At 62.0% G+C, this 12,469-nt stretch carries 10 protein-coding genes and 1 riboswitch; of the genes, 5 read left to right on the forward strand and 5 right to left on the reverse strand.

Annotated elements, in window-relative coordinates; genetic code table 11:
- Positions 1-56 precede the first annotated feature (56 nt).
- The 3 genes from metH to B5M06_RS05345 all read right to left on the reverse strand — a co-directional run bounded on the left by metH (position 57) and on the right by B5M06_RS05345 (position 4,940).
- Entirely contained in the window at positions 57-2,789 is a 2,733-nt protein-coding gene (gene metH / locus B5M06_RS05335; RefSeq protein WP_077345390.1) for a methionine synthase, read from the reverse strand.
- A gap of 36 nt (positions 2,790-2,825) precedes the next feature.
- Positions 2,826-2,932, reverse strand: a riboswitch (S-adenosyl-L-homocysteine riboswitch).
- Positions 2,933-3,028: 96 nt separating this feature from the next.
- Positions 3,029-4,438 carry an FAD-binding oxidoreductase gene (locus B5M06_RS05340; RefSeq protein ID WP_054067934.1) on the reverse strand — a complete coding sequence of 470 codons (1,410 nt, stop codon included), beginning with the start codon at positions 4,436-4,438 and terminating at the stop codon, positions 3,029-3,031.
- A gap of 154 nt (positions 4,439-4,592) precedes the next feature.
- A complete protein-coding gene (locus tag B5M06_RS05345) occupies positions 4,593-4,940 on the reverse strand; it encodes an EF-hand domain-containing protein (protein WP_054067933.1) in 348 nt (115 codons plus the stop codon).
- A 166-nt stretch (positions 4,941-5,106) separates the two neighbouring features.
- Here B5M06_RS05345 and B5M06_RS05350 point away from each other — a divergent pair, with 166 nt between their 5' ends.
- Together B5M06_RS05350 and B5M06_RS05355 are read left to right on the forward strand one after the other, a co-directional pair.
- Entirely contained in the window at positions 5,107-5,682 is a 576-nt protein-coding gene (locus B5M06_RS05350; RefSeq protein ID WP_054067932.1) for a cob(I)yrinic acid a,c-diamide adenosyltransferase, read from the forward strand.
- 149 nt (positions 5,683-5,831) lie between these two features.
- Positions 5,832-6,734 (forward strand): LysR family transcriptional regulator, encoded by a 903-nt coding sequence (locus tag B5M06_RS05355; protein ID WP_054067931.1) that lies wholly within the window; start codon positions 5,832-5,834, stop codon positions 6,732-6,734.
- On the opposite strand, the gene B5M06_RS05360 is transcribed toward B5M06_RS05355, so the two are convergent.
- Positions 6,731-7,954, reverse strand: a complete 1,224-nt coding sequence (locus tag B5M06_RS05360) for a D-amino acid dehydrogenase (RefSeq protein ID WP_054067930.1) — start codon at positions 7,952-7,954, stop codon at positions 6,731-6,733. The two genes, B5M06_RS05355 and B5M06_RS05360, sit on opposite strands and share 4 nt — an antisense overlap.
- A gap of 271 nt (positions 7,955-8,225) precedes the next feature.
- Here B5M06_RS05360 and B5M06_RS05365 point away from each other — a divergent pair, with 271 nt between their 5' ends.
- A complete protein-coding gene (locus B5M06_RS05365) occupies positions 8,226-9,107 on the forward strand; it encodes an amino acid ABC transporter substrate-binding protein (protein WP_054067944.1) in 882 nt (293 codons plus the stop codon).
- A 2-nt stretch (positions 9,108-9,109) separates the two neighbouring features.
- Entirely contained in the window at positions 9,110-9,871 is a 762-nt protein-coding gene (locus B5M06_RS05370) for an aspartate/glutamate racemase family protein (RefSeq protein ID WP_054067929.1), read from the forward strand.
- Here the strand turns inward: B5M06_RS05370 and B5M06_RS05375 are convergent.
- A complete protein-coding gene (locus B5M06_RS05375) occupies positions 9,853-10,299 on the reverse strand; it encodes a hotdog fold thioesterase (RefSeq protein ID WP_054067928.1) in 447 nt (148 codons plus the stop codon). The genes B5M06_RS05370 and B5M06_RS05375 overlap by 19 nt on opposite strands.
- 189 nt (positions 10,300-10,488) lie before the next feature.
- On the opposite strand from B5M06_RS05375, the gene recQ reads away from it, so the two are divergent.
- Positions 10,489-12,354 carry a DNA helicase RecQ gene (recQ, locus tag B5M06_RS05380; RefSeq protein WP_054067927.1) on the forward strand — a complete coding sequence of 622 codons (1,866 nt, stop codon included), beginning with the start codon at positions 10,489-10,491 and terminating at the stop codon, positions 12,352-12,354.
- The last annotated feature ends 115 nt before the right edge of the window (positions 12,355-12,469 follow it).

Raw genomic sequence — 12,469 nt, forward strand, 5'->3', positions numbered from 1 at the left:
GAATAGAAAAAGGCCACGCATTGCGTGGCCTCGTGCGATACGGCAAAGCGGTGCAATCAGCCCAGATTCGGTGCCAGATAACGACGCAACTCTTCCACATCCATGCCGCGGCGCTGGGCCATATCGGCCAGCTGGTCTTCGCCAATCTGGCCCACGTTGAAGTAGGTCGCTTCGGGGTTGCCGATATAGAAACCGCTCACGCTGGAGGCTGGGTTCATGGCCAGGCTCTCGGTCAGGCTCATGCCGATTTCTTCGGCCTGCAGCACCTTGAACAGGTCGATCTTGGCCGTGTGGTCGGGACAGGCAGGGTAGCCGGGCGCAGGGCGAATGCCCTTGTACTGCTCCTTGATGAGTTCCTCATTGCTGAGGTTCTCATCGGCTGCGTAACCCCACAAGTCCTTGCGCACGCGCTCATGCAGGCATTCTGCAAAAGCTTCGGCCAGGCGGTCGGCCAGGGCTTTGAACATGATGCCGGAGTAGTCGTCCAGCGCGGCTTCAAACTCCTTGTCCTTCTTCTCAGCGCCAATGCCCGCAGTCACGGCAAACATGCCTGCGTAGTCGGCCACGCCCACAGGCGCGACAAAGTCGGAGAGGCAACGGCTGGGGCGCATCACACCGTCTACCGCCTGCTTTTCGGTCTGCTGGCGCATGCCATACCAGGTGCTCAGCACCTGGGTGCGCGACTCGTCGGTGTAGAACACGATGTCATCACCCACACGGTTGGCAGGGAAGAGGCCCATCACACCATTGGCCTGCAGCCAGCGGCCTTCGATGATTTTCTTGAGCATGGCCTGCGCGTCTTCATAGACCTTGCGCGCCTGCTCGCCCACGACTTCGTCCTCAAGGATGGCGGGGAAGGGGCCAGCCAGATCCCAGGTCTGGAAGAAGGGGCCCCAGTCAATGTACTTGGCAATTTCTGCCAGATCAAAGTTCTTGAACACCTTGCGGCCAATGGCACGTGGCACCACGGGTGCGTGTTCGACCACCGCCGCATTGGCACGCGCTTTTTCCAGCGCCCACAGCGGTGTCTTCTTCTTGTTGGCGTGCTGGGTGCGCACCTTGTCGTAGTCGGCCTTCAGCTCTGCCAGATAGGCTTCCTTGCCTTCGCCCAGCAGGCTTTGCGCCACGCTGACCGAGCGCGAGGCATCAGGCACGTAGACCACGGGGCCTTCGTACTTGGGCGCAATCTTCACGGCCGTGTGCACGCGCGAGCAGGTCGCACCACCGATCAGCAGCGGGGTATTGCGGCTGCGGAAGCATTCGTCCTTCTGCATCTCGCCCGCCACATACTGCATTTCTTCGAGGCTGGGGGTAATCAGGCCCGACAAGCCGATGATGTCTGCCCCCACTTCCTTGGCCTTGGCCAGGATTTCATGGCAGGGCACCATCACGCCCATGTTGATGACTTCAAAGTTGTTGCACTGCAGGACCACGGTGACGATGTTCTTGCCAATGTCGTGCACGTCGCCCTTGACGGTGGCCATCACGATCTTGCCTTTGCTGGTCACGTCCATACCAGCCGCTTCCTGCTGGCGCTTTTCTTCTTCAATGTAGGGCACCAGATGCGCTACCGCCTGCTTCATCACGCGGGCGGACTTCACCACCTGGGGCAGGAACATCTTGCCCGCGCCAAACAGATCGCCCACCACGTTCATGCCTGCCATGAGCGGGCCTTCAATCACGTGCAAGGGACGGCCACCCTTGGCCACAATCGCCTGGTAGGCCTCTTCCGTGTCTTCGGCGATGAAGTCGGTAATGCCATGCACCAGCGCGTGGGTCAGGCGCTCTTCCACGGTCTTGGGGTGCTCGGGCGTGCCGCGCCATTCCAGCTTCTTGCTGTCGTCCTTGGCATTGCCCTTGGCCTGATCGGCAATTTCCAGCAGGCGCTCGGCCGCGTCAGGGCGGCGGTTGAGCACCACGTCTTCCACACGCTCACGCAGCACAGGGTCCAGCTCGTCGTACACGCCAATCATGCCGGCGTTCACAATGCCCATATCCATGCCTGCCTTGATAGCGTGGTACAGGAACACGGTGTGGATGGCCTCGCGCACGGGGTCATTGCCACGGAAGGAGAAGGACACGTTGGACACTCCACCGGACACCTTGGCGCCGGGCAGGTTCTGCTTGATCCAGCGCACGGCCTCGATGAAGTCCACGCCGTAGTTGTTGTGCTCTTCAATGCCGGTGGCCACGGCAAAGATGTTGGGGTCGAAGATGATGTCTTCGGGCGCAAAGCCCACTTCGTCCACCAGGATGCGGTAGGCGCGTTCGCAGATTTCAATCTTGCGCGCGAAGGTGTCGGCCTGGCCTTTTTCGTCAAAAGCCATGACCACGGCCGCAGCGCCATAGCGCTTGACGAGTTTGGCGTGCTTCTTGAACTCTTCGACGCCTTCCTTCATGGAGATCGAGTTCACGATGCCCTTGCCCTGCAGGCAACGCAGGCCGGCTTCGATCACTTCCCACTTGGAGGAGTCCACCATCACCGGCACCTTGGCGATATCGGGCTCAGAGGCAATCAGGTTCAGAAAGCGCACCATGGCAGCCTTGCTGTCCAGCATGGCTTCGTCCATGTTCACGTCAATGACCTGCGCGCCGTTTTCCACCTGCTGGCGCGCTACGGCCAGGGCTTCTTCGTACTGCTCATTCAGAATCAGACGCGCAAAGGCCTTGGAGCCTGTGACGTTGGTGCGTTCGCCCACGTTGACGAACAGCGAATCCTCTCCAATGGTCAGGGGCTCCAAGCCCGAAAGGCGCATGGGGGGAATAGCTTGAGGGGCGGCAGCAGACATTGCACTCACCTGTATCTAAAAAACAAAGGGGCCAGGGACAGGTGAGCGCCGTTGCAATGGGGGACGGCTGCACCCGGCGGTGCCAGCCGTTCACCCCAAGCCTGACAGCGAAAGCCTTCGCTGCTGCAGCGCTCCTTGGGGCGAAAAGCGTCAATTTTACGGTGCGTTGCCTGCAGCTGCGCCCTGCTCACACTATGCCTGTACACAGCAAGCACGCAGACAGACCGCCTCGCTTGCGCTCAGAGCGCAAAGATCTTGCCGGGGTTGAGGATGTTTTCTGGGTCCAGCGCCTGCTTGATGGCGCGCATCATGGCAATGGCCCCCTCTCCGCATTCCTCGCGCAGAAAGTCCTGCTTGTGGATGCCAATGCCGTGCTCGCCCGTGCAGGTGCCTTCCATGGCAATCGCACGGCGCACCAGCGCGTGGTTGAGCGCTTCGGCACGCTGGCGCTCGTCGTCGTTGTCGGGGTCGATCAGGTAGCCGAAGTGGAAGTTGCCATCGCCCACGTGGCCGACGAGGAAGAACGGAATGGCGCTGGCCCGCGCTTCTTCCATGGATTCCAGCAAACAGTCCGCCAGACGGCTGATGGGCACGCAGGTGTCGGTAGTGATGCTGCGGCAGCCGGGGCGGCTCTGGATGGCGGCAAAGTAGGCGTTGTGGCGTGCGGTAAACAGGCGTGTGCGCTCTTCGGGGGTGTCGGCCCACTCAAAACCCTGGGCGTCAAATTCCGCCGCAATGTCCTGCACCAGCTCGGCCTGTTCTTTCACGCCATTGGGGCTGCCGTGGAACTCCATCATCAGCGTAGGTGCTTCGCGCAGCGTGAGGTTGCTGTGCTTGTTGACCATGGCAATCGTGCCCGCATCCACCAGCTCCACACGTGCAATCGGCACACCCATCTGGATGGTCTGAATCACCGTGTGCACGGCGTCCGCTACGGTGTTGAAGGAGCAGACCGCAGCACTCACTGCCTCGGGCAAGGGGTACAGGCGCAGCGTGATTTCGGTGAAGATGCCCAGCGTGCCTTCGCTGCCCACCAGCAGGCGGGTCAGGTCATAGCCCGCCGCGCTCTTTTTGGCGCGGTTGCCGGTGCGGATGATCTCACCGCTGGCCGTCACCACTTCCAGCGCCAGCACGTTCTCGCGCATGGTGCCGTAGCGCACGGCGTTCGTGCCGCTGGCGCGTGTGGCAGTCATGCCGCCTATGGAGGCATCAGCACCGGGGTCAATGGGGAAAAACAGGCCCTGATCCTTGATGGCATCGTTCAGGGCTTTGCGCAAAATGCCAGGCTGCACCGTCACGGTCATGTCTTCGGCATTCACGCGAATGATCTGGTTCATGCGCGAGACATCCAGGCTCACACCGCCCTGCACGGCCAGCAGATGGCCTTCCAGCGATGTGCCCGCGCCATAAGGGATGACTGGCACCTTGTGCTGGGCGGCCAGCTTGACGCAGTCCGCCACATCCTGTGTGCTGTGCGCATACACCACGGCCACAGGTGGTGGTGCCTCAATCGAGCCTTCATCGCGGCCATGCTGCTCGCGCACGGCCTGCGCGGTGGAGCACTGTGCGCCAAAGCGCGCCTGCAGGGCATCGACAAAGGCTGGAGGAATGGGACGGGACAGCTGCGTGGGGTGGTGCAATGCGTTCATCTTCTGGCTCTCACAAGGAACGTCAAAGATTAGCACCCCATCCCTCGCATCCCCAGGCGCTGCACCCGTAAAAAGCTGTTGCTGCATTCGCCAAGCACGCAGCATGACGGGCTGCGTTCACGGCGACTGGCTGCAAATGCTGCAAGCGCAGCGCTTACTGATTGCTGCGCGCCCGCGCTGCGCCGAGGAACTCCTGCAGCGAGATTTTTCCATCCCCGTCCTGGTCCCACAGCTCAAACTGCTCCAGCACGGCGGGCAGGGCTTTCGCTTCTTCGCGGCTCAGAAAACCGTCGCCATCGACATCAACGCGCTGAAAAGTATTTTGCGCATTTTGCTGCGCATCATCCTGGCGGGGTACGCTGCGGCCCGTTTCTGCAGGGCCCAGAACCGCACCAGGTGCGGGCTGTGCCATCAGGGCTGTGGTGCCGCCCAGCGTCAGGCTGGCAAACAGCAGCATGCTGCGAACATCAAAGGCGTGCAATGTGCGGTGTGGATGTGCCATGGTGACTCTCCTTCAAATGCGTGAAACAGGCTTGCATTGCACCTGCTGCGCGTCGGCACGTCCATGCTTTTTGCCAGTTGTTTCCCTGCACAACATCTGCCTGCGCGATGTAACGCAAAATGCCCGTTTTACACGGCCTCGTTGCCGCAGACCACAAGGAGTTTCTATGGGCAACCGTCTGACACAAATCGCCACCCGCACCGGTGATGACGGCACCACCGGCCTGGGTGACAACACCCGCGTTTCCAAGAACAGCGCCCGTCCCCACGCCATGGGTGATGTGGACGAGCTGAACTCGCACATCGGCCTGCTGCTGTGCGAAGCACTGCCAGAAGATGTGCGCGCCGTCCTCGTGGATGTGCAGCACCAGCTGTTCAATCTGGGCGGCGAAATTTCCGTGCCCGGCTACGAAATGCTCAAGGACGACGCCCTGCTGCGCCTGGACGAAGCCCTGGCCCACTACAACGCACAGCTGCCACGTCTGCTGGAATTCATCCTGCCCGCCGGCACCCGCGCTGCCTCGCAGGCCCATATCTGCCGCACCGTGGCACGCCGCGCCGAGCGCAGCGTGGTCGCCCTGCAGGAGTCTGAGCCCATGCGCGCAGCGCCCCGTCAGTATCTGAACCGCCTGTCCGACCTGATGTTCGTGCTGGCACGCGTGCTCAACCGCGTCGATGGCGGCGATGATGTCTACTGGAAGAGCGAACGCCTGGCCAAGATGCAGGACGAAGAGGCCAAGTAAAAAGCAGAGCTTCTTGCGCCTGATTTTTCTTGGTTTTGAGATGATTTCACAGTGAAATCAAGATATAACAAGCGCAAGCAGCTCCTTTTTTAGGTGCATTTCTTGCATGCAGGGAGGCTGCCCGCACCTCCCTGCCGGACCCCCATGCCATGCGCCTCAAACACATTGAAGTCTTTCATGCTGTGATGCAGACCGGCAGCGTCAGTGCCGCCGCACGGCTGCTGCACGTCACACAGCCTGCCGTCAGCCGCACGCTGCAGCATGCAGAACTGCAGCTGGGCTTTCCGCTGTTCGAGCGTGTGCGCGGACGCCTCACGCCCACCAACGAAGCCGCAGCCCTGTTCCCCCATGTCGAAAAGCTCTACGAGCAGCTCGGTGAAGTCCAGCGTCTGGCCGCCGGCCTGCGACACGGCGAAGTGACAGACCGACTGCAGGTGCTGACCGTGTTTGCACTCAGCCGCGAGGTAGTGCCCCACGCCGTCGCAGGGTTTCGCAAGCAGTACCCGAACGTGCATGTCACCGTGCAGGCGCTGCACACGCCACAGGTCGTCTCAGGTCTGCTGCTGCAGGAAGCCGATGTGGGTTTTGTGATCAGTGCGGGCCTGCTGCCTGCGCTGGAGCGCGAACCGCTGGCCGATGTGGACATGCACTGCCTCGTCCCCAAGGGCTTGATCGCACCCTCCAAGGTGCCCAGACATGGCATGCCCATCGAAGCACTGGCCGAACTGCCCGTCGTCGCGCTCGACGTGAAAGACCCGCTGGGCATGCGCATCAACCAGGCCTGCAGCGAACATGGGGTGGGCCTGTCGCCTGTAGTGACGGTGCAGACCTACCATGCGGCGCTGTCCATGGCCGAATACGGCCTGGGCGTCGCCATTGTGGATGGCTGCACAGCCTCCGCCGCCGACAGGCGCAAGGTCCATGTGCTGCCGCTGCTGCCACAGATCACGGTGACCGTCAGCGCACTGCACCTCGCACAGCACCCGCGCTCCGTGCTCGCACGCGCGATGACACAGGAGATGCGCAAGGCACTACGCGAGCTGATCGGCTAGCACGCTGCGTCCAAGGCCTCCAGCAGTCGCTGTGCCGAGCCAAAGGCCAGCGTCAGCCCCAACGCCCCATGGCCCGTCTGCAACCACAGGTTCTGCGGTCCCCCAGGCATGCGGCCTGTGATGGGCAACCCCGTGGGCGTGGCCGGACGCATGCCGGTCCAGGGCTGCAGATCGTCCGGAATATCCAGCTGCGGAAACACCTGGTGCGAGGCCTCACGCAGACGCCCAATCCGGTCCAGATGCAGGGCGCGGTCGGCCCCGACGATTTCCACCATGCCCGCCACGCGCAGACGCTCGCCAATGCGCGCAAACACCACCTTGCGGCTGCTGTCGGTCACGCTCACGCGCGGCAGCTGCTCTGCCGCAGCACCTGCATCCAGTGTGATGCTGTAGCCCTTGAGCGGGTAGACCGGCAGCTTCACGCCCAGTTGGCGAGCGAGCGACACACTCTCCCAGCCCCCGGCCAGCACAAAGTGATCGGCCTGATGTAGACCACACGTGGTCTGCACGCCCGTGATGCGACTGCCCTGCGTCTGGAACTGCTGCACCTCACACCCCAGCAGCACTTGTGCACCACGTTGTCGCAGCAGGGCCAGCAGGGCCTCACACAGCTTGCGGCAGTCAATCGCGCATTCACTGGGCGTATAGACCGCACCGGCAATCTGGGACACATAGTGCTGCAGCGCCGGCTCCAGGCGTGCCACTTCTGCCGCATCGACCATGTGCTGCTGAGGCCCGCCCAGCTGAGCCTGCAGCTGCAGCTGGCGCGCCGCACCATCGAGCCCCACCTGCGTGCTCTGCAGCACCAGCTTGCCGGGTGTGTGAAAGTCGCAGTTCAGCTGCTCGCGCTGCAGGGTCGCTTCGAGCGCAGCGCGGCTTTGCGCAGCCAGCGTCAACAGGCTTTGCGTGGTGGCGCGCGAGGAGGCAGCATTGCAGGCCCCCAGAAACTGCAGCAGCCAGGACCACTGGTGCGGGTCCAGCTGCCAGCGCATGTGCAGCGGTGAGGTTTTGTCGAGCAGCAGCTTGGGCAAACTGGCCCAGATGCCGGGATCAGCGAGAGGCTGCACATAGGCATAGCTCAGCTGCGCGCCATTGCCGCCACTGGCACCCATAGCAGGTGCCTCGGCCCGCTCCACCAGGCTAACTTCATACCCGGCCTGCTGCAGCGCATACCCGCTGGCCAGACCGACGATGCCGGCTCCTATCACACATACATGCATTGGTGTTCTCCATCTGCCGTCACTGTAGAACTGCCAACGCCCCTGACGCATGGCATTTGTTTGCAGGGGTATGCCCGTGGTTTATGGGTAAACCCCATGTACATAAACGGCGCACACCGCACCGCTTTTCAGCAAGCCACGCACCCTACTGGTGAAAACCTAGACAAGGCATAAAAAAATGGCATGGACGGACCTGTGATTGGCATCGCCACAGCCGAAATCTGCTTCCTACACTGGCCTCACCCCATCAGTTCTTTCGAAGGAGATGCACATGCAAGTCCGCACCACGGTTCTCTACGCAGCCCTGTCCCTAGCCTGTCTGGCCAGCGCCCATGCTGACACCTTGGACAAGGTGGCCCAAAGCGGCCAGATCACCTTGGCTTATCGCGAGTCTTCGGTGCCCTTCAGCTATCTGAACCAGAGCAAGCCAGCTGGAATTTCCGTGGACATCAGCAATGCCGTGGTGGAAGCGGTCAAGAAAGCCACGGGCAAAAACGACATCAAGGTCAACTGGCAGGCTGTCACGTCGCAGAACCGCATTCCGCTGCTGACCAATGGCACGATCGACCTCGAATGCGGCTCGACCACCAACAACACCACGCGCGGCAAGGATGTGGATTTCGCCATCAACCACTTCTACACCGGCACCCGCCTGTTGGTGAAGAAGAGCTCCGGCATCAAGAACTACAGCGACCTTAAGGGCAAAACCGTGGCCGTGACCTCGGGCACCACCAACCTGCAGGTCATGCGCAAGGCCAACGCCGAAAACAACTGGGGCATTGACATGGTCCACCCCAAGGACCACGCGGACGCTTTTCTGCTGGTGGAAAGCGACCGTGCCAGTGCATTTGCGATGGATGACATCCTGCTCTATGGCCTGATTGCCAATGCCAAGAATCCCGGCGACTACGAAGTCGTGGGCGATGCCCTACAGGTCGAGCCCTATGCCTGCATGCTGCGCAAGGACGACCCCAAGTTCAAGGCGCTGGTCGATGGCGTGATCAGCGACATGATGAAGAGCGGCCAGTTCACCCAGCTGTACGACAAGTGGTTCGTGCAGCCCATTCCTCCATCCAACATGGCACTGAACCTGCCCATGTCGGAGCAGCTCAAGCAGAACCTGGTGGAGCTGAGCGACAAGCCCGCGTTCTGAGCATGACCAATGTGTTTCGCCGCCCACCGCGTGCAGTGGGCATTCTGGGAGGCATGGGCCCGGCCGCAGGCGCCGATTTTGTGCGCCTGTTTGTCGAGGCCTGTAGCAACTATCTGCGCGCTCATAATCACCCGGTCAATGATCAGGCTTTTCCCGAACACTGGCTGGTGCAGATGCCGGTGCCCGATCGCACCGAGGCACTGCGTACCAGTCCACAGGCGCCGCATGGACCAGCCCCCTACATGCTGCAAGGGGTTGGGCGACTGGCGGCACTGGGCGTATGCAGCGTGGCCGTGGCCTGCAATACCGCCCATGTCTGGCATGCACAGCTGCAGGCGCTGTTTCCGCAGCTGCGCATCCTGCACATTGCCGAAGAAACGGCCCGGCACCTGCAGCAGCAGGGTATGCAATGTGCCATCGTGCTGGCCACCGCAGGCACCTACCAGACGGGGCTGTACGACGCCGCACTGCTCTGCCACGGCATCAAAGCGCTGCAGCCTGATGCAGCGGGCATTACCCTGCTCATGCAAGGTATCTATGACGGCGTCAAGCGCGGTGATACCGCTCTGGCCATGCAATGCTTTGGGCAGGTGCTACAGGACATGCAAAGCCGCCACGGCACTGATATCCCTGTGCTCATGGCATGCACGGAAATTCCACTGGCCCTGCCACAGGCGCCGCAGGCACAAGGCGCCCGGCTCATAGACCCTGCCTGGATCCTTGCCCAGGCGCTGGCAGCCCAGGCTTACACAGAGACCGTCTGATCCACTACTTGCGGAGCCAGAATCGCCATGGTGATGCGCGAGACGCAGCTGGGCCGCCCTTCGTCGTCCACCATGTCGATCTGCCAGACCTGGGTGGTCTTGCCAATGTGCACGGGCCTGGCCGTGCCCGTCACCCAGCCGCTGCGCACCGCACGCAGGTGATTGGCGTTGATGTCCAGCCCCACCGCCTTGTGCCCTTCAGGTGCGGCGTAGTAGGCCGCCATGGAGCCCAGGGTTTCCGCCAGCACCACGCTGACGCCACCGTGCAGCAGCCCAAAGGGCTGCCTGGTGCGGTGGTCTACGGGTACGCGGCCCGTCAGATAGTCCGGCCCCAGCTCCGTAATCTCAATCCCCAGATGCTGTACGGCCGTATCGGCGGCGCTTGCATTCAGCTGCGCCAGCGTCACAGGTTTACGCCAGATTGACATGTCATACCTCCAAAGCAACAGGGCAGCATGATGCAGCCAGTGGCGGACCCACGCTGTTGGTTCGGTGACAGCGGCAGGCCGCACCCCATACATCCTGCACCGCACCTGGGACTTGGGGGCTTGCGTGCCAGAACGCAGGCTTGCAGCGCACAATATGCGGTTTCCCCGCACCTGATCAGGAAGCTGCCTTTGTCCCCCGCCCACACCGTTTTGCAAGATGTTTTTGGCTACGAGGCCTTCCGTGGGCCGCAGCAGGCCATCATTGAGCATGTCGCAGCCGGTGGCGACGCCCTGGTGCTCATGCCTACAGGCGGCGGCAAAAGCCTGTGCTACCAGATTCCCGCCATCGTGCGCCAGCACCAGGGCTATGGCGTGACCATTGTGGTCTCACCCCTGATTGCCCTCATGCACGACCAGGTCGGTGCGCTACATGAAGCCGGGGTCAAGGCCGCCTTTCTGAACTCCTCCCTCGACTGGGCACAGGCGCAGGATGTGGAGTGGCAGATGCAAAGCGGCCAGCTCACGCTGCTGTATGTGGCGCCTGAACGCCTGGTCACGCCGCGTTTTCTGGGGCTGCTGGACGACCTGCATGCCAACGGCCAGCTGAGCCTGTTTGCGATTGACGAAGCGCACTGCGTCAGCCAGTGGGGCCATGACTTCCGCCCTGAATACCACGCGCTTTCCGTGCTGCACGAGCGCTATGTGGGCGTGCCGCGCATTGCCCTGACGGCAACGGCAGACAGCCTCACCCGCGCTGACATCGTGGAACGCCTGCATCTGGAGCAGGCCGAACAGTTCATCAGCAGCTTTGACCGGCCCAACATCCGCTACACCATCGTCGAGAAAAAAGACGTCACCAACCAGCTGCTGCGCTTCATCAAGCACGAGCACGAGGGCGATGCAGGCGTGGTCTATTGCCTCTCGCGCCGCCGCGTGGAGGAGCTGGCCAAGACACTGCAGGACAACGGCATTCACGCCCTGCCCTACCACGCGGGCCTGCCCTCCGATGTGCGCCAGCTGCACCAGAACCGTTTTCTGCGCGAAGAAGGGGTGGTGATGGTGGCCACGATTGCCTTTGGCATGGGCATTGACAAGCCCGATGTGCGCTTTGTGGCCCATGTGGACATGCCGCGCAACATCGAAGGCTACTACCAGGAAACCGGCCGTGCGGGCCGTGACGGCCTGCCTGCACATGCCTGGATGGCCTATGGCATCTCGGACGTGGTCAACCAGCGCCGCATGATTGACGAAGGCAATGCGGACGAGCAGTTCAAGGCCGTGCTGCGCGGCAAGCTCGACGCACTACTCACACTGGCCGAGGCCACAGACTGCCGCCGCGTGCGCCTGCTGCAGTACTTTGGTGAGCATTCCGAGCCCTGTGGTAATTGCGACAACTGCCTGCACCCGCCCGCCATCTGGGACGGCACAGACGCTGCGCGCAAGCTGCTGTCAACCATCTACCGCGTGCATGAGATGAGCCAGCTGACCTTTGGTGCAGGCCACATCATGGACGTGATGCGCGGCAAGGTGACGGACAAAGTCACGCAATACCTGCATGACAAGGTGTCCACCTTCGGCATTGGCAAGGATTACTCCGAGCAGCAGCTGCGCGCCGTGATGCGCCAGCTCCTGGCCACAGGTGCGCTGGGCCTGCACAAGGTGACCAGCGAAAACAGCGGCCATGTGTTTGACACACTCACGCTCACCCCCCAGTCACGCGCCGTGCTGCGCGGCGATGTGCAGGTGCTGCTGCGCGAATCGGCCGCTGCCAGCCGCACGCGCTCTGCCAAGCGCAGCACGCCCACCAGTGCGGCTGCCATCCACCTGGGGCCGGATGCACAGGCACGCTTTATCAACCTCAAGGCCTGGCGTGCCGAAGTCGCCAAGGCACACGATTTGCCGGCCTACGTCATCTTCAACGATGCCACCCTGGTCGGCATTGCCGAGCGCAATCCGCAGACCCTGGCCGATCTGCAGGGCATCAGCGGCATTGGTGCGAAAAAGCTCGAAGCCTATGGCGAAGAAGTGCTGCGCGTGGTGCGTCTGAGCGCCTGAGCAGCTGCGCCAGAACTGAAAAAATGTAGCATCCAGCGCTTGCTACAAGCGACTTTCAATGTGTTTTCTGCTTAATAAGCAGCAAATACGCGCGCTAGCTGCTCACAAAACTGAA

Origin of the sequence: Comamonas kerstersii (assembly GCF_002056725.1) — a bacterium.
In the GTDB taxonomy this organism is placed as follows: Bacteria; Pseudomonadota; Gammaproteobacteria; order Burkholderiales; family Burkholderiaceae_C; genus Comamonas; species Comamonas kerstersii.